At 65.2% G+C, this 16,689-nt stretch carries 17 protein-coding genes; 12 read left to right on the top strand and 5 right to left on the bottom strand.

Annotated features, from left to right (window positions below; translation table 11 throughout):
• Nucleotides 1–82: 82 nt before the first annotated feature.
• Complete coding sequence (locus ACQP2U_RS26920) at nt 83–838, top strand: YebC/PmpR family DNA-binding transcriptional regulator (protein WP_062988892.1); 756 nt, start codon at nt 83–85, stop codon at nt 836–838.
• Between the two features lie 177 nt (nt 839–1,015).
• Here ACQP2U_RS26920 and ACQP2U_RS26915 read toward each other — a convergent pair whose 3' ends face one another.
• The gene (locus ACQP2U_RS26915; protein ID WP_364340014.1) at nt 1,016–1,222 is read right to left on the bottom strand and encodes a DUF5988 family protein; all 207 of its coding nucleotides are present in this window, start codon (nt 1,220–1,222) and stop codon (nt 1,016–1,018) included.
• A 303-nt stretch (nt 1,223–1,525) separates the two neighbouring features.
• Between ACQP2U_RS26915 and ACQP2U_RS26910 the strand changes: the two genes are divergently transcribed.
• Nucleotides 1,526–1,777, top strand: coding sequence for a hypothetical protein (locus ACQP2U_RS26910; protein ID WP_433710022.1), 252 nt, complete (start codon nt 1,526–1,528; stop codon nt 1,775–1,777).
• A gap of 7 nt (nt 1,778–1,784) precedes the next feature.
• Here the strand turns inward: ACQP2U_RS26910 and ACQP2U_RS26905 are convergent, their stop codons facing one another.
• Nucleotides 1,785–2,777 carry an NADP-dependent oxidoreductase gene (locus tag ACQP2U_RS26905; protein WP_433710021.1) on the bottom strand — a complete coding sequence of 331 codons (993 nt, stop codon included), beginning with the start codon at nt 2,775–2,777 and terminating at the stop codon, nt 1,785–1,787.
• Nucleotides 2,778–2,805: 28 nt separating this feature from the next.
• Here ACQP2U_RS26905 and ACQP2U_RS26900 point away from each other — a divergent pair, with 28 nt between their 5' ends.
• The gene (locus ACQP2U_RS26900; RefSeq protein ID WP_433710020.1) at nt 2,806–3,801 is read left to right on the top strand and encodes a GlxA family transcriptional regulator; all 996 of its coding nucleotides are present in this window, start codon (nt 2,806–2,808) and stop codon (nt 3,799–3,801) included.
• 34 nt (nt 3,802–3,835) lie between these two features.
• Here the strand turns inward: ACQP2U_RS26900 and ACQP2U_RS26895 are convergent, their stop codons facing one another.
• Nucleotides 3,836–5,302 carry an alpha/beta hydrolase gene (locus ACQP2U_RS26895; protein ID WP_433710019.1) on the bottom strand — a complete coding sequence of 489 codons (1,467 nt, stop codon included), beginning with the start codon at nt 5,300–5,302 and terminating at the stop codon, nt 3,836–3,838.
• 178 nt (nt 5,303–5,480) lie between these two features.
• On the opposite strand from ACQP2U_RS26895, the gene ACQP2U_RS26890 reads away from it, so the two are divergent.
• The 4 genes from ACQP2U_RS26890 to ruvB all read left to right on the top strand — a co-directional run bounded on the left by ACQP2U_RS26890 (nt 5,481) and on the right by ruvB (nt 8,324).
• Entirely contained in the window at nt 5,481–5,966 is a 486-nt protein-coding gene (locus ACQP2U_RS26890) for an MmpS family transport accessory protein (protein ID WP_433710018.1), read from the top strand.
• A gap of 94 nt (nt 5,967–6,060) precedes the next feature.
• Nucleotides 6,061–6,630: a crossover junction endodeoxyribonuclease RuvC gene (gene ruvC / locus ACQP2U_RS26885; RefSeq protein ID WP_433710017.1), complete on the top strand. Its 570-nt coding sequence runs from the start codon at nt 6,061–6,063 to the stop codon at nt 6,628–6,630.
• On the top strand, nt 6,627–7,232 hold the full coding sequence (gene ruvA, locus ACQP2U_RS26880; protein ID WP_397028611.1) for a Holliday junction branch migration protein RuvA: 606 nt from the start codon (nt 6,627–6,629) through the stop codon (nt 7,230–7,232). The genes ruvC and ruvA overlap by 4 nt, the downstream gene beginning before the upstream one ends.
• Nucleotides 7,233–7,238: 6 nt before the next feature.
• Nucleotides 7,239–8,324, top strand: coding sequence for a Holliday junction branch migration DNA helicase RuvB (ruvB, locus tag ACQP2U_RS26875; protein ID WP_433710016.1), 1,086 nt, complete (start codon nt 7,239–7,241; stop codon nt 8,322–8,324).
• 98 nt (nt 8,325–8,422) lie between these two features.
• Here the strand turns inward: ruvB and ACQP2U_RS26870 are convergent, their stop codons facing one another.
• Nucleotides 8,423–8,992, bottom strand: a complete 570-nt coding sequence (locus ACQP2U_RS26870; protein ID WP_433710015.1) for a DivIVA domain-containing protein — start codon at nt 8,990–8,992, stop codon at nt 8,423–8,425.
• Between the two features lie 150 nt (nt 8,993–9,142).
• On the bottom strand, nt 9,143–9,793 hold the full coding sequence (locus tag ACQP2U_RS26865) for a TetR/AcrR family transcriptional regulator (RefSeq protein WP_433710014.1): 651 nt from the start codon (nt 9,791–9,793) through the stop codon (nt 9,143–9,145).
• 96 nt (nt 9,794–9,889) lie between these two features.
• Here ACQP2U_RS26865 and ACQP2U_RS26860 point away from each other — a divergent pair, with 96 nt between their 5' ends.
• The 5 genes from ACQP2U_RS26860 (at nt 9,890) to ACQP2U_RS26840 (ending at nt 16,671) form a co-directional block, all read left to right on the top strand.
• The gene (locus tag ACQP2U_RS26860; protein ID WP_433710013.1) at nt 9,890–11,380 is read left to right on the top strand and encodes a flavin-containing monooxygenase; all 1,491 of its coding nucleotides are present in this window, start codon (nt 9,890–9,892) and stop codon (nt 11,378–11,380) included.
• Nucleotides 11,381–11,561: 181 nt separating this feature from the next.
• A complete protein-coding gene (yajC, locus tag ACQP2U_RS26855; RefSeq protein WP_397028622.1) occupies nt 11,562–11,909 on the top strand; it encodes a preprotein translocase subunit YajC in 348 nt (115 codons plus the stop codon).
• Nucleotides 11,910–12,022: 113 nt separating this feature from the next.
• Nucleotides 12,023–13,750 (top strand): protein translocase subunit SecD, encoded by a 1,728-nt coding sequence (gene secD / locus ACQP2U_RS26850; RefSeq protein WP_433710012.1) that lies wholly within the window; start codon nt 12,023–12,025, stop codon nt 13,748–13,750.
• Complete coding sequence (gene secF / locus ACQP2U_RS26845; protein WP_433710011.1) at nt 13,747–14,943, top strand: protein translocase subunit SecF; 1,197 nt, start codon at nt 13,747–13,749, stop codon at nt 14,941–14,943. Before secD ends, secF begins: the two co-directional genes overlap by 4 nt.
• A 24-nt stretch (nt 14,944–14,967) precedes the next feature.
• Nucleotides 14,968–16,671: an ABC transporter substrate-binding protein gene (locus tag ACQP2U_RS26840; protein ID WP_433710010.1), complete on the top strand. Its 1,704-nt coding sequence runs from the start codon at nt 14,968–14,970 to the stop codon at nt 16,669–16,671.
• Nucleotides 16,672–16,689: the final 18 nt, after the last annotated feature.

The raw sequence follows: 16,689 nt of genomic DNA, 5'->3' as shown, positions 1-16,689 counted from the left end.
TAGGCTGGCAGAGTTGTCTACCCGGCCGGTGCGGGTACCGTGCGCACGATCAGAACGTGCTGTCGACTGGAGGAAGTAGGGAATGAGCGGCCACTCCAAATGGGCCACCACCAAGCACAAGAAGGCGGGGATCGACGCGAAGCGCGGCAAGCTCTTCGCCAAGTTGATCAAGAACATCGAGGTGGCGGCACGCACTGGTGGCAGTGACCCGGCGGGAAATCCGACGCTGTACGACGCCATCCAGAAGGCGAAGAAGTCGTCGGTTCCGAACGACAACATCGAGCGTGCTCGCAAGCGCGGCGGCGGTGAAGAGGCCGGCGGCGCCGACTGGCAGACGATCATGTATGAGGGCTACGGCCCCAATGGTGTCGCGGTGCTGATCGAATGCCTCACCGACAACCGCAACCGCGCCGCCGGTGAGGTGCGCGTGGCGATGACCCGCAATGGCGGCAATATGGCCGACCCGGGTTCGGTTTCCTACCTGTTCCACCGCAAGGGCATTGTGACTCTGGAGAAGAACGGGCTGTCCGAGGACGATGTGCTGATGGCCGTGCTCGACGCGGGCGCCGAGGAGGTCAACGACCTCGGTGAGTCCTTCGAGGTCATCAGTGACCCGTCGGATCTGATCCCGGTGCGCAAGGCGCTGCAGGATGCCGGAATCGATTACGATTCCGCTGAATCCGGCTTCCAGCCGTCGGTATCGGTGGCCGTCGACGTCGATGGCGCGCGCAAGGTATTCAAGTTGGTCGACGCGCTCGAGGACAGCGACGACGTACAGAACGTCTACACCAATGTGGATATCTCCGATGAGGTCGGCGCCCAGCTGGAACAGGACTGATGCTCAGTTTGCCGGTGCATCGGGCACTTTGACGTGTAGAACGTCATTGCATCCGACGGTGGAGATCTGATGCCCAGCTGGAACAGGGCTGACGCGAAATATCATTGACCGGTGCCTCGGGGCGGTTCGCGGAGATGCGGACCGCCCCGAGTGCGTTTCGCATCCGGCGCGCGGAGGTCATTCCGCGATTCGTGTCCGATCGGACCACTCGTAGACCCGCAGTCGCCCCTCGGGCGTATCGGCCTCCCGATTGGTGACCTTGAAGTGCTCGTATCCGCCACGGTATTCGACCTTGAGCTCGACGCCGGGCGGCGTGATCGCAACGATGCGTGCGGGCAAGTCTTTCGGCCCGCCTTCCAGGACAGCCTTGGAAACATTGCTCATTCTTCGGATGGTAGGTCTCCTCTGTGATGCACGCCACAAACGCGGCCGAACAGCCATGTTCCGCTGAGGGAATTTCCGCATCCCGGCGTCGAGATAGTCTCTCCGACCGGTCGAAGATTGCTAAATGTTTACTGTCGGCATCTCCGGTATTCGGCGCACTGATCGCACACTGTCGATCTCGGCGGTGTAACGGTTGCGGCTTGATTGCTGATAGCAGATCGAGTGCCGCGACAGCATGCCGCGGCCGCCCGATCATGCTCTGCGCACCGAGAACTTATTCCGCCCGGAAAGAGACGAGCCATCGTGAGTCGATTCCTTGCCGATGAGTGTCCCGGCGATTCAACCGCCCTGAATATCACCCTCGCGCCGCTCGCGGTCGTGACCGGGCTGATCCTGCTCGTCGCCGCATTCGCGACGGTGCACCGGATGCCCGGCTGGGCAGCCGACTACGGCGCCAGCCTGGTGTATTTCGCGATCTTCCTATATGTGGCGATCACCGGCCGACTGACTTGGTGGGGCGCCTACATTCTGATCAACCACGGTAGGAAACGCTGACGGGCGTTCACGGCACCGTGAGCACCAATTTGCCTACGGTGCGGCCGGTTTCGCCGAGTGCGTGCGCCTTCGCCGCCTCCTCGAGTGGGAAGACTCCGGCAATGGCGGGGCGCAGCGTCCCGGAGTCGGCGAGTTCTGCGAGCGCAGTCATCCCGGCATGATCGTCCTGCACCAGCATGCGCACCGCTCGTAGGCCTAATTGCTTTGCTTCGGTGGCTAATTCGGTCGTGCCAAAGGCGCGTAGCGATACCAGCAGTCCGCCCGGGCGGAGTGTGCGCAGGGAGCGCAGACTGTTCTCGTCATCGATCGAGTCCAGCACGACATCGATATTGCCGATCGCCTCGGCGAAATCGGTTGTGCGGTAATCGATCGTCTCGTCCGCGCCGATTTCACGGAGGAATTCGTGGTTGGCCGCGCTGGCGGTGCCGATGACGTACGCGCCGCGCGCCTTGGCGATCTGAACGGCGAAGTGTCCGACACCACCGGCGGCCGCGTGGATCAGGATGCGGTGTCCGGCCTGTAGTTTCGCGGTATCGATGAGCGCTTGCCAGGCGGTGAGGGCGGCCAAGGGGATGGCAGCGGCCTGAATGTGGTCCAGGTTGACCGGCTTCGGGGCGAATGCGCGGGCGGGGCCGACGACGTATTCGGCGAATGCTCCGTGTCCGTACGGATAGGGCAGCATGCCGAAGACCTCGTCGCCCTGTTCGAACAGAGTGACACCGATACCCGCGGCCACCACTTCGCCCGATACATCCCAGCCCAGCACGAAGGGTGGTTCGCCGAGGAAGAGTCCGGAGACGCCGCGATGCCGCCAATCGGTTGGGTTGAGACCGGCGGCTCGCACCCGGATCAGAATCTCGCCCGGGCCGGGCGAGGGGATCGGCAGTTCGACTTCGGTCAGTACCTCGGGGCCGCCGATCGCGTCCTGGCTGATCGCGCGCATGGTGGTGTCGTTCATATCGCCCAGCCTGCCGTCGGCGGCGATGCGAGAAAATGGCACAAATGCCAATATTCGATATGATCGTGCCATGGTTGCTGGCTCGGATGGGCAGGCGGCGCGACATCGGGTGGTCGTGCTCGCATTGGATGGGGTGTATCCATTCGAACTCGGCATTGCGAGCCGGGTCTTCGGCACTGCCGCGGATCTGTACGAAGTGAGCACGTGCTCGATCGATGGCGCACCGGTACCGAGCCGAGCCGATTTCGCCATTGCCGTCCAGCACGACAGCTGGGCGCTGGCAACCGCCGACACCGTGGTCATTCCGGCCTGCGATATCGATATGACGCTCGGTGGCACACTGCCGTCCCCGGCGGCCGTCGCCTTAGCCCGCATCCGACCGGGCACCCGCATCGTCTCGATCTGCACCGGCGCATTCGTCACCGCCGCCGCCGGATTGCTCGACGGTCGTCCCGCGACGACGCACTGGAATGTGGCCGAGCTGTTCCGGCGCACCTTTCCGCGGGTGCTGCTGAACACCGATGTCCTCTACGTCGACGACGACGATGTGCTCACCTCGGCAGGTGCGGCGGCAGGCATCGACCTTTGCCTGCACCTGGTGCGCCGCGATCACGGCAGTGCGGTCGCCAATACGGTGGCGCGCCGCTGCGTCGTACCACCGTGGCGCGATGGCGGCCAAGCCCAATACATCGAACAGCCGGTGCCGCCGTCGACCTCGGTCGGCACCGCGGCTGCCAGACAGTGGGCCCTCGAGAACCTCCGATCGCCTTTGACCATCGATGATCTCGCCATCCAGGCCCGAATGAGCAAGCGCACCTTCGCCCGCCGCTTCCGTGACGAGGTCGGTATGAGCCCGGGGCGCTGGCTCATCCAACAGCGCGTCTTCCGAGCCCGCCAACTCCTCGAATCGACCGATATGACCGTGGACCGCATCGCGGGCGAAGTCGGCTTCGCCACCGGCAGCTCACTACGCCAACACCTGCACGATTCCATCGGCGTATCACCGTTGGCTTATCGCCGAACCTTCCGCGCGGAGTCGGTCGCACCGGCCGCAGCCCTGGGCTGAGTAACAACTCAATTCATCAACCATGGAATAGGTTTCAGGTCGCGTCGGGCACCAGAAGGCCGACGCGGGCGACGATCCAGGGGAATGACGAGCTGAACGCGGCCGAGGCGAACTGCCAGGTGTGGCCGCCCTGGGTGGTGTGGATGGTGCAATCGATACCGACTGCATGGCCTGCGGCGCATAGCTTTTCGGCCGCGCCGACCTCGCCGGTGTCGAAAACTCCGTCGTGACCGCCCATACCGACGTTGTCGTCGTCGGCTGCGGAGTGCTGATGTGCGCCATGGGATCCGGGACCGGATTTGGGCGGGCTGAGATCGTTGAACAGGCCTGCCATGCCAGTGTATGAACCATGTTCGGCCATGACGGTGAGCGGATCGAAGGCGGCCCAGCGGTCGGCGTCGCCGCCGAAGAGCCTTCGGATCGTTTGTTCCTTACTGCCTGAGGCCGGACCGAGATCGCCCGCGATATCGACGAAGGTGCGCACCAATTCGGGATGCATGACCGCCAGATCGACCGCGCAGGTACCGCCCATGGACCAGCCCACCACCGCCCAGCTGGCCGGATCCGCGGCGGCGCCGAACCGAGATTCGATAAAACTGGGCACATCTCGGGTCAGGTGGTCGGCGGCATCGCCGCGCGGACCGTTCACGCATTCGGTGTCATTGTTGAAACTGCCGCTGGAATCGACGAAGACGAGAATCGGTGCGCGACCGCCATTGGCGGCGGTGAACTTGTCCACCTCGGGCATGATCTGGCCGCTGCGGATCCAGTCGGCGGGGGTATTGAATTCACCGCCGATCATCATCACGACCGGCAGTGTCGGCGGAGTCGGACCGGCGAACCAGGCCGGCGGCAGGTATACATATTCGGTTCGATGCGGAAAACCGCTGGCCGCGTCCGGAATTTGCACCGGCACGATCTTGCCGGTGCTGACATCGGTATTGCGCAGTCCGGGCAGCGCATCGATATCGGTCTGATTCGGCAGCGGACCCGCGGTGAGCGCGTTCCATGCCGACTGCACGGTGGGGTAGTAGCCCACCCACTGATTGAGCACGATGCCGGTGCTCATCACCGCCAGCGCAATGGCGATGACCGAGACGCCGCGCCGCCACCACCTGGCACTGCGCCAGCCGAGCGCGGCAATCGCGATGGCCGCGACCGCGACGCCGACACAGGCCCACAACTCGACCGGCGCCGGATCCGAGGCCAGCCCTTGATCGTTCACATACGCCCACGCGGCCACCGCACCCGCCGCACCGAGTACGACGCAGACCGGCAGTAGCACCAGCCGCCAGCGCCGGGTCCGCCAGCCGATCGCCAGGATCAATGCGGCCACCGCGACCAACTCGACAGTCACCGGCAGCCAGCCGTGCAGCAGCGATATGCCGTGGTGAAAGCCGTTCTGATAGTTCGGATTCAGATTCGCCGAAGGTAGCCGCGGTGGTGGCGGCGGCGTCACGGGGGTCGCGGGTGCGGCGAGCGGGGCACGGACTACGGGCACCTACGGCATTGTCGAGACCGTTCCTCGAGAAAGCCTGTGAATTCCCTCCGATGAGCCTGGGCGACGCTGAAACGCTGGTCGATGGCAGGTCGATAACCGCACAGGTGAACCGGGCTCCGAACAGCCGTGTCCGGTAGAGTCCAGTGTCCGGTCGTGCAGGGATTCAGGAGGGGTGCACATGACTTATCAACCACCACCGCAGTACCCGGGTTATCCGGGGCAGGGGTATCCGGGCTACCCGGGATATCCGCCGCAGCCGCCCAAAGGTAAGCCGGTGTGGCCGTGGGTCCTCGGTGGTGTTTTCCTGGCGATCGTGCTCACCGTCGGTGGCTGCGTCGCGGTATTCGGATCCGTCATCTACCGGATCGACAAGGAGTCGAAGAAGGAAACTTCGATCACCTATGAGGTCACCGGCTCCGGCTCCGCCGATATCTCCTACAACACGGGCGATTTCGACACCACCGAGGCCAATGATTCGCCGCTGCCGTGGACGAAGGCGGTGACGGTGACCGGATACGTCCGCACGGGCCGGGTGACGGCGACTGTCAGCGGATCCAGCGGCGGCACGGTGACCTGCCGAATCCTGCAGGACGGCAAGGTGGTCGTCGAGGACTCGGACTCCGGCAGCTACGCGTATGTGAGCTGCTACCACTCGTTCAGCTAGCCGAATCCCGGACGGCCACCGTGTCGTTGGTGAACGTAGGTGCGCCGTCTACTAGACTCTCGAACAATTGTTCGTGCCTTCGAGAGGGGATCGCGTGCGGGTGATGGGCGTCGACCCGGGACTCACTCGGTGCGGCCTCAGCATCGTCGAGGGCGGGGTGGGTCGGAAAGTGACGGCGCTCGACGTAGACGTGGTGCGCACACCCGCGGATATGGACCTGGCACACCGGCTTATGGGTGTTGCCGACGTCGCCGAACATTGGATGGACACCCACAAACCTGACGCGGTCGCGATCGAGCGGGTATTCGCGCAGCACAATGTGCGCACCGCGATGGGGACCGCGCAGGCCGGTGGAGTGATCGCGCTGGCGGCGGCGCGCCGCGGAATACCGGTGGCCTTCCACACCCCCAGCGAGGTGAAGGCCGCTGTCACCGGCAATGGAACCGCGGACAAGGCTCAGGTGACGGCGATGGTGACGCGTATCCTCGGCCTCCAGGTCGCGCCGAAACCGGCGGATGCGGCCGATGCGCTGGCCCTGGCGATCTGTCATTGTTGGCGGGCGCCGCTGATGGCGCGGATGGCCGAGGCCGAGGCGCGTGCCGCCGCGGCGCAGCGGCGGTATACACAGCGGCTTGCCGAACAACGGAAGGTGGTGCGTGGGTGATCGCGTCGGTACGCGGTGAGGTGCTCGAGATCGCGCTCGATCATGTGGTGATCGAGGCGGCGGGCGTTGGCTACCGGCTCAATGTCACCCCGGCGACGCTGTCCACGCTGACCCGCGGCGAGGAATCCCGGCTGTTCACGGCGATGATCGTGCGCGAGGATTCGATGACGCTGTTCGGATTCGCCGATACCGAATCCCGTGACCTGTTCGGCCTTTTACAGACCGTCTCCGGAGTCGGTCCCCGGCTGGCCATGGCGGTGCTCGCGGTGCTCGAGCCCGAGGCGTTGCGCAAGGCGCTGGCCGAGAGCAATGTCGCGGCGCTCACCCGGGTGCCCGGCATCGGTAAGCGCGGCGCCGAGCGCATGGTCGTCGAGTTGCGTGACAAGGTGAATCTCGTTCCGGTGCAGGCCGGTCCGCCCGGCAGCGCACCGACGCCGGTGCTCACGCCGGTGCGCGAGCAGGTCGTCGAGGCGCTGGTCGGACTCGGATTCCCGGTCAAACAGGCCGAGCCCGCGGTCGATGCGGTGCTCGCCGAGAATCCCGCCGCCGATACGTCGAAGGCGCTGCGGGCGGCGCTCGGCTCGCTGGGGAAGAATCGGTAAGACGTCATGGATCAGGATCCAGAGCACGACACCGAATCCCAGGTCAGCGCAAGCTATCTGAATTCCGACGGGGAGATCGAGGCCAGTCTGCGCCCGAAGTCCCTGGACGATTTCATCGGCCAGCCGCGCGTGCGGGAACAGCTCGCGCTGGTGCTGCGCGGCGCCAAACAGCGCGGCGGTACCCCCGACCATGTGCTGCTGTCCGGGCCGCCCGGACTCGGCAAGACCAGTATGGCGATGATCATCGCCGCCGAACTCGGTACGGCACTGCGCATAACATCCGGTCCGGCGCTGGAACGCGCGGGTGATCTCGCCGCGATGCTCAGCAATCTGGTCGAGGGCGACGTGCTGTTCATCGATGAGATCCACCGGATCGCCCGGCCCGCCGAGGAGATGCTCTACCTCGCCATGGAGGATTTCCGCGTCGACGTGGTCGTCGGGAAGGGCCCTGGGGCAACGTCGATTCCACTCGATATCGCGCCGTTCACGCTGGTCGGCGCGACCACCCGCTCCGGTGCGCTCACCGGACCGCTGCGTGATCGCTTCGGCTTCACCGGCCATATGGATTTTTACGATCCCGAAGAACTCCTGCGCATTTTGCAGCGCTCGGCTCATATCCTCGGTGTCGCCATGGATCGCGATGCCGCCGCCGAGATCGCGGGTCGCTCCCGCGGCACTCCCCGCATCGCCAACCGCCTGCTGCGCCGCGTCCGCGACTATGCCGAGGTTCGCGCCGACGGCGTGGTCACCCGCCCCATCGCTCAGGCCGCACTCGAGGTCTACGACGTAGATGCCCTCGGCCTGGACCGGCTCGACCGCGCTGTCCTCGGCGCGCTCGTCCGCAGCTTCGGCGGTGGGCCCGTTGGTGTTTCGACCCTCGCGGTCGCCGTCGGAGAGGAGGCCGCGACCGTCGAAGAGGTCTGCGAGCCCTTCCTCGTCCGCGCGGGCATGGTCGCCCGCACCCCACGCGGCCGCGTCGCGACCGCCGCCGCCTGGGAACACCTCGGCCTAGTGCCGCCCCCCGACCTCGTCTTCGGCTCCATCGAAGTCCGCGGCCGCGAACCCCACCCCACCCTCGACCTCTTCGACTAACACCCAGGCCGCTGGATCAAGCTCAGGTGGGGCTGGTGGCGTGGCTGCTCGGGCGATGCCCCCGATGGATTCCATCTGATGCTGATCGGCGGTGGGGTTCAGTGGTGGTTGTTTTGGAGGGCGGTGATGACGAGGTCGAGGAAGGCGTCGACCTCATCGCGGGCGTAGCCGCGGGTGCCGAGGCGGGCCTCGGTGAAGCGGACGGCGCGGACGTCGGTGACGGTCAGGCTGCCGGGACTGCCGTGTGCGAGGGTGGCGGCGACCAGATCCAGGAACGCGTCCACTTCTTCGGTGTCGTAGCCGCGGCGGCCGACAGCGGCTTGGGTGAACTGCATGCGGTGTACGTCGTCGGGGGTGAGCAGCGCGGGGCCGGAACCGTTGCCACCGTCCGGGACCGGGCGAGACCCGCGCTGGCGGAACTCGAGTTCCACGCGGACCCGATCGAGGAATTCGTCGACCTGATCGGCCTGATAGCCGCGGCCGCCGAAGCGCGGGGCGTCGAAGGCGACGTGCCGGATATCGTCGGCGGTCAGCGCCCCCTTGCCGGCCAATGTCGCCGAGACGAGTTCCAGGAACGCGTCCACCTCATCGGCGTGATATCCGCGGTGCCCCACGGGTGGCATGGCGAAGTGGATTCGGCTCACGTCGTCGGGGGTCACCCGCGACATTGTTCCAGGGTCGCTGCCCTGCTCGCGTCGAATGCGGTTTTTTCGAACTAGGCGGTCTCTGCCGAACACGTGTTGCCCCCATTGGCCGGTCGATCCGGGTCCCACCCTAGCCGGAATCGGGTCACCTGGCCGCTGGCGATTTGCCGGACATCAGTCCTTGCGCACGCCGTCGATCAGCAGCCGTCGGATTGCCTCGTTCAATTCCTGGACCGCGGCCTCGTCCGGATGGCGCAGCCCGTGCACGATGCCCGCGAGCAGCATGCCGGTCACCGCCTTGGCGGTGTATTTGGTATCGAGATCCGCACGCAGATAACCGAGTTCGACGCCGTGCGACAAATACCCCGCGGTGAGCGCATCGGCCATATCGAGCAGGCCATAGAGCCGGGTGGTGAGTTCGTCATCGATTCCGGTGGCATGGAACAGCAGTAGTTGGGCGACGCGTCGGTCGTCCACCAGGATCCGGGTGAGCGCGGCGCCGATGCGATCTATCTGGGCGCGATATTCGTCGAGGGAGGTGGCGGCGTCGGGCGCGTTATCGGTGCCGAGCGCCTCGATGATCCGGGTGGCTAGATCGTCGATGACCACGTCGATGATCTCGCGCTTATTGCTGAAGTACCGGTAGAAGGTGCCGTGGCCGATGCCCAATTCGCTGGCGATATCGGCGATTCCGGTGGCGTGATAGCCCTTCTCGGCGAAGCACACGAAGGCGGTATCGATGATCTCCTGCCGCAGTTCGGCCTTGCGTCGCTGGATCGCATTTCCGGCCGCTGGGCGGGGCGCACGCGTGGATGGCTTCGTCACCTGTCCGATGATACGGTGTTCACAAACGGAATGAGATGTCATTCTGTGAGAGATGGTTCCTACATTCGCGATGGAATGTTGAGCAGGAGGTTCGACGTGGCGCCTCAATACGACGCGGTCGTGGTCGGTGCGGGCTTCGGCGGCATGGGCGCGGGTATCCAGCTCGACCGGCTGGGTCTGAGCAATTTCGTCATTCTGGAGCGCGAGGACGACCTCGGCGGCACCTGGCATGTCAATCACTACCCGGGGCTCGCGGTCGATATCGCCTCGGTGACCTACTCGTATTCCTTCGAACCCAACCCGTATTGGACGCGCCTGTTCGCACCTGGCAAGGAGCTCCAGAAGTACGCCGCCCACGTCGCCGACAAGTACGGCTTGCGCCGCCGGATGCGTTTCGGCACGGTGGTGGACGGCGCTCGCTGGGACGAGGAGCACCAGCACTGGATCGTCTCCATCGCCGGTGGTGAAACCCTCACCGGCCGTTATCTTCTCACCGCAACCGGCTTCCTGTCCCAGCCCTACACACCACCGTTTCCCGGCATCGATTCGTTCGCGGGCAAGATCATCCACACCACCGCGTGGGAGGACGACTTCGACCTGACCGGCCGCAAGGCCGCCATCATCGGCACCGGCGCCACGGCCGTGCAGTTGATACCCGAGGCCGCGAAGAAGACCGAGGAACTCACCGTATTCCAGCGCACACCGATCTGGGTGGTGCCGAAGATCGACACCGCGATCCCCGCGCCGGTGCAGAAGCTGTTCGCGCGAGTGCCCGCCACGCAGAAGGCCGCGCGCCTGGTCAACACCAGTCTGCTCGAGGCGCTCATGGTGATCGGGGTACTGCACTTCAAGCAGGCCAAGCCGCTGAATATGGCCGCGGGCGCACTCGCCAAGGCGCATCTGCTTGCGCAGGTGCGCGACAAGGAGATTCGCAGGCAGCTCACCCCGCACTACGACTTCGGCTGCAAGCGCCCCACCTTCTCCAACCAGTACTTCAAGACGTTCAACCAGCCCAATGTCCGACTGGAGACCAACGCGATCGATCACATCGAGGCCGACGGCATCGTCACCGCCGACGGGCACAAGACCGAGATCGATACGCTGATCCTGGCCACCGGCTTCAACCTGTGGGATGTGAACTTCCCCGCCATCGAGATCATCGGCCGCGACGGCGTGAATCTCGGAAAATTCTGGCGCGACAACCGTTTCCAGGCCTACGAGGGCATCACCGTGCCGAAGTTCCCGAACTTCCTCAGTCTCAACAGCCCGTACTCCTACAGCGGCCTGTCCTACTTCACCACCATCGAGGCCCAGATGAAGCACATGGGTCGGCTGCTCGGTGAGATGTTCCGGCGCGGCGCGACCACCTTCGAGGTCACCGAGCAGGCCAATACCCGGTTCCTGGACCGCGTCACCGAGAAGTTGGGTTCGTCGGTGTTCTACGGCGGCGACTGCGCGAGCGCGCGCAGTTATTACTTCAACCAGCACGGCGAGGCCGCGCTACTGCGCCCGACCAGCACCATCAATGCCCACCGCGAGGCGGTGAGCTTCCCGCTCGACGACTACACCTACGGCAAGACCGCCTAGGACGCCGCGTTGCGCAGCCCGCGACCCTTGCTGGGTCGCGGGCCTCATGCTGTTCCGGATCGGCTCGATATCCGGATTCCGGGACGTCAAGGGTGTGCCGGTGTGGTGGTGACGACATGAGCTGGCAGACTGTTGGGGTAATAGCCCATTCCCACCCACAGACTAGGGACTGACTTCGACGATGGAACTTCTGTTTCCGCTCCTACTGGTAGCCCTGCTCGTGCCCATGTTCCTCGGTGTGCGCCGCCAGAAGCGCGAGGCCGAGAAGGTCACGACCATGCAGGAAAGCCTGAAGGTCGGCGATCAGGTCACCACCACGTCGGGTCTGTACGGAACCGTGGTCGATCTCGACGACACCACGGTCGATCTCGAGATCGCCGAGGACGTCATCACCACGTGGTTGCGTCAGGCCATCCGGGATGTGCGCACCGAGGACGAGACCACGGATGAGACCGTGACCGACGAGGCCGAGGCCGGTCCCGTCGAGGAGTCCGCGCAGCAGACCGAGACCCGGCTGACCAAGGACTGATCGGTTTGCTGGTGGGCCCGCGTGCTGCAGATCGCCGCGGGCCATCCGTCCGGGTGCCCGGCCGTGCGCGCCCGCCTGTTCCACCTCGACTTCCGCCTAGGAGATGACGAACTGTGCCACCTTCCCAGGGATCGGCGCATCCGCTCCGGTTGCTCGGCGTCTACGCCGTGCTGCTGGCCGTGATCTATGCGCTGGTGTTATTCGCCGGTGACCATTCCCCGACTCCCAAGCTCGGCATCGACCTGCAGGGTGGTACCCGCGTCACGTTGACCGCGCGCACTCCCGACGGCAGCAAGCCCAGCCAGGACAGCCTGCGCAGGGCGCAGACGATCATCGAGAACCGTGTCAACGGCCTCGGTGTCTCGGGTTCCGAGGTCGTCATCGACGGCGACAACCTGGTGATCACGGTTCCGGGTGACGACGGCGGTCAGGCCAAGGCGCTGGCGACGACCGCCAAGCTCTACGTCCGTCCGGTGCTGTCGGCGGTGCCCGCGACCGGTGGCAAGGCCACGCCACAGACGGGTACCGCGGCGACGCCGGGCACGGTTCCGGACGCCACCCAGCTCAACCCGGACGGCACCGTGCCGACTCAAACCGCGCCCACCACCGAGCCGGCGCCGACCACGGAGTCCGCGCCCGCGGCGGAATCGACCCCCCAGCCGCGCGTATTCCCCGCACAGGCCCCGACCTCCCCGCCGGCCCCGCCCGGCGGTCTGACGCCGCAGGAACAGGCGAAGAAGGAGATCGCCGACGCCAAGGCGACCAGGCAGAGCACCGATTCCACGGTGCAGCAGGCCGCCATGGCCGCGATGGACTGCAACAAGTCCGATCCGCTCGCCGGTAACGACGATCCGAATCTGCCGCTGGTCACCTGCTCCACCGACGGCAAGGAAATCCTGCTGTTGGACAAGAGCCGCATCGACGGCCAGGAGATCAAGGACGCGACCTCCGGGCTCAACCAGCAGCAGGCGCGCCACGAGGTGAATCTCGAATTCAAATCCGGTGGTAGCGATGCCTGGGCCACGCTGACCGGTGAGTACATCAACAAGCGGGTCGCATTCGTACTCGACTCGAAGGTGGTCAGCGCGCCAGTCGTGCAGTCGGGTCCGCAGCAGGGCGGCCGCACCACCATCTCCGGTAGCTTCACCGCGGCCAGTGCCAAGGAACTCGCCAACACCCTGAAGTACGGTTCGCTGCCGCTGTCGTTCCAGACCTCCGAGGCCGAGACGGTTTCGGCGACGCTGGGTCTGTCCTCGCTGCGCGCGGGTCTGCTCGCGGGGGCGATCGGCCTCGCGGTGGTGCTGCTGTACTGCCTGCTCTACTACCGGATGCTCGGCTTCCTCGCCGGTTTCTCGCTGATCGCTTCGGGTGTCGCGGTGTACGGCATCATCGTGCTGCTCGGCCGGTGGATCGGATTCACGCTGGACCTGGCCGGTATCGCCGGTCTGATCATCGGTATCGGTCTGACCGCCGACTCCTTCGTGGTGTTCTTCGAACGCATCAAGGATGAAATGCGCGAGGGGCGCAGCTTCCGTTCGGCCGTGCCGCGCGGTTGGCAGCGGGCCCAGCGCACCAACCTCTCCGGTAAGACCGTCAGCCTCATCGCCTCGGTGGTGCTCTACATCCTGGCCGCCGGTCAGGTGAAGGGATTCGCCTTCACCCTCGGTATCACGACCGTTCTCGACGTGATCGTGCTGTACCTGGTGACCGCGCCGCTGATGATGTTGGCCTCGCGCTCGTCGTTCTGGGCGAAGCCGTCGGTCAACGGGCTCGGGGCGATTCAGGAAGTGGCCAGGGAGCGTAGGGCCGGCGAGGCGCTGGTTAAGGAGACGGCACGATGACGAACTCGACCCTGGAGCCGTTCGCTGACGAGGTGAACGATTTCGAGACGCCCAAGCACAGCGTTTTCGAGCGTCTCTACACCGGTACCGGCGGATTCAAGATCGTCAGTAGGCGGCGTTTCTACTACGCGCTGACTGCGGCCTTCGTGCTGATCTCGTTGCTGAGTATCGGACTTCGCGGCTTCACTCTCGGCATCGACTTCGCGGGCGGATCGCGCATCCAGTTGCCCGCGGCGGGCACGGCCACCACGCAGAAGGTCGAGGACATCTACAACCAGACCATCGGCCACGCGCCGGTGACGGTGCAGAAGGTCGGATCCGGCTCTGCGGAGACCATCCAGGTCCGCTCGGACACACTGAGTGCCAGCCAGACCGATGCGCTGCAGAGCGCGCTGTTCAACGCCTTCCAGCCGAAGGACAAGGACGGCAACGTTTCCCGCAACGCGATCAGCATCGCCGAGATCAGCGAGACCTGGGGTAGCCAGATCACCAAGAAGGCTTTGATCGCGCTGGTCGTGTTCATCGTGCTCACCATGGTCTACATCGCGATCCGCTTCGAACGGGATATGTCGATAGCGGCGATCGCCTCGCTGTTCTTCAACATGGTCGTCACGGCGGGCATCTACTCCCTGGTCGGCTTCGAGGTGACACCCGCCGCGGTGATCGGTCTGCTGACCATCCTCGGTTACGTGCTCTACGACAACGTCGTCGTCTTCGACAAGGTCGAGGAGAACACCCGCGGAGTGGTCAATACGACCCGGCGCACCTATGCCGAACAGGCGAATCTCGCGGCGAACCAGACGTTGATGCGGTCGATCAACACTACGGTCATCGGCATTCTGCCGATTGTCGGCATGCTCGTGATCGCGGTGTGGCTGCTCGGTGTCGGCACGCTGAAGGATCTGGCGCTGGTGCAGCTGGTCGGCATGATCGTTGGCGCGTATTCGTCGATCTTCTTCGCGGTGCCGCTGCTGGTGTCGATCAAGGAGCGGTGGGGTCCGGTCGCGGCGCACACCAAGAAGGTGCACAACAAGCGGGCCGGGCTGGCATCGGCACGTGCTGGCGCCGAGGCGCAGCGGCGCGCGGTCGCGGCGACCGGTCGGGAGCTGGGCGCGCGTCCGGTTCGCGATGTGGGACAGACTCCGCGTCCGGGCGCCCGTCCTAGCGGAAAGCGGAATAAGCGCAGGCACTGACACCGACGGCAGGGGTTTGCATATATGAAGCAGTCGCTAGCGGCACGTCTGATCGGAGCGGTGGCTGCGGGCACCGTGGCCGCCACGGTGATGGCCGGATGCTCCAGCCAAAACCAGGTACCCTCCATCGGCTATGCCGTCGACTCGGTGATCGCCACTTACAACGGCGGTAACACGCTCGGTGCGAGCAGCGGTTCTGCCGCGGTATTCGCGCGGGTGCTGACCGGGTTCTTCTATACCGGACCGGATGGTCAGCAGGTCGCCGACACCGATGTCGGTACCGCGAAAGAGGTGCCGGGCGAGGCGCAGACGGTGCAATACCGGCTCAATGCGGACGGGGTGTACTCCGACGGGGTGCCGACCTCATGTGACGATCTGGTGCTCGCCTGGGCCGCGCGCAGTGGTCGCTACACCAAACCCGGTGACCGCGGCCAGGTTCCGCTCTTCGATGCCGCGAGCACCGCGGGATATGCCGATATCGAGCGGGTGGACTGTCAGCCCGGATCCAAAGACGCCACCGTCGTGTTCCGCGCGGACCATCGCTATCTGCCGTGGCGCAATCTGTTCACCGCGGGGCAGTTGATGCCCGCGCATGTGGCGGCTCGGGTGGCGAATGTTCAGAATGTGGTGATGGCCGTACAGTCCGGTGATCAGGCATCTCTGCAGCGGATCGCCGACTTCTGGAACAACGGGTGGACCATCGGAACAGACAAGATGGATCTTTCGCGGTTCCCGTCGTCGGGACCGTATCGGATCGATTCCTACTCCGCCGAGGACGGTCTGGTGCTGGTCGCCAACGAGCGCTGGTGGGGCAATAAGCCCGAGACCGGGCGGATCGTGGTGTATCCGAAGACCGCCGATCTGAAAGCGAAGGTCGGTGACAATGCGGTCGGGGTCGTCGATATCGGCGCCGGCTCGGTGAAAGATATCAATCTCGGCGGATTCTCGGTGCGGACCGTGCCGGGGCGCGGTGCCGAGCAGTTGGTGCTGGGTACTTCGGGAGTCTTCGCCTCGGCCGACGCGCGGCGCGGCTTCGCGTTCTGCGTGCCGCGCCAGGACCTGTTCGACAAGCTCGGAAAGGCCAAGGACGCGCCGAAGAGCGGACTCGGCACCGCGGTGTTGAACTCTCGTATCACACAGCAGGATTCGCTGTACTACCCGAACGTCATCGGTGCGGCCGACAAGTACCGCGGCGGTGATGCGACGGCGGCGTCCGCGGCCAGTTCGGCCAAGCCGACCATTCGGATCGGATATGTGAAACCGGACGACCGCCGCACGCAGACCGTGCAGATGATCGCGGATGCATGCAAACCGGCAGGTATCAATGTGGTGGATGCCGGATCCGTCGATTTCACGCCGTCCCAGCTCACCGAGGGCAAAGTCGACGCCGTCCTCGGCAGCACCGCATCGGCCCCGGGTCCGGCCGGATCTGAGACCGGAGTGGCCGCTACCAGTGCGTTGCGCACAGGTAGCGGGCTCAATTTCGGTCGCTACGGTAACGGCCGCTACGATTCGATCACCGATCAGCTTGCGGGCGACGACAACTCGACCGCAACGCTGAATCTGCGCACCGAGGCCGAGAACCTGCTGTGGGCGGAGATGCCGAGCATTCCGTTGTTCGTCACACCCCGCACCATCGCGTTCGGCGACGGTCTGCGCAACGGCATAGCCGGTCCCACCCAGGCGGGTACCGGCTGGAACATGGACCGCTGGGTGTTGAAGCGGTGACAGGTGTTGGTGGGTGAG

This window comes from Nocardia sp. CA-084685, assembly GCF_050955785.1.
Taxonomy (GTDB): Bacteria; Actinomycetota; Actinomycetes; order Mycobacteriales; family Mycobacteriaceae; genus Nocardia.
Note: the sequence above shows the minus strand (reverse complement) of the source record. Positions and strands in the feature narration are given on the sequence as shown.

Excerpts from the sequence above, each read along its gene's own strand:
- ACQP2U_RS26920 (WP_062988892.1), top strand. The coding sequence starts at position 83 with ATGAGCGGCCACTCCAAATGGGCCACCACCAAGCACAAGAAGGCGGGG.
- ACQP2U_RS26915 (WP_364340014.1), bottom strand. The coding sequence starts at position 1,222 with ATGAGCAATGTTTCCAAGGCTGTCCTGGAAGGCGGGCCGAAAGACTTG.
- ACQP2U_RS26900 (WP_433710020.1), top strand. The coding sequence starts at position 2,806 with ATGGTTGCTGGCTCGGATGGGCAGGCGGCGCGACATCGGGTGGTCGTG.
- ACQP2U_RS26890 (WP_433710018.1), top strand. The coding sequence starts at position 5,481 with ATGACTTATCAACCACCACCGCAGTACCCGGGTTATCCGGGGCAGGGG.
- ruvB (WP_433710016.1), top strand. The coding sequence starts at position 7,239 with ATGGATCAGGATCCAGAGCACGACACCGAATCCCAGGTCAGCGCAAGC.
- ACQP2U_RS26870 (WP_433710015.1), bottom strand. The coding sequence starts at position 8,992 with ATGTCGCGGGTGACCCCCGACGACGTGAGCCGAATCCACTTCGCCATG.
- yajC (WP_397028622.1), top strand. The coding sequence starts at position 11,562 with ATGGAACTTCTGTTTCCGCTCCTACTGGTAGCCCTGCTCGTGCCCATG.
- secF (WP_433710011.1), top strand. The coding sequence starts at position 13,747 with ATGACGAACTCGACCCTGGAGCCGTTCGCTGACGAGGTGAACGATTTC.
- ACQP2U_RS26840 (WP_433710010.1), top strand. The coding sequence starts at position 14,968 with ATGAAGCAGTCGCTAGCGGCACGTCTGATCGGAGCGGTGGCTGCGGGC.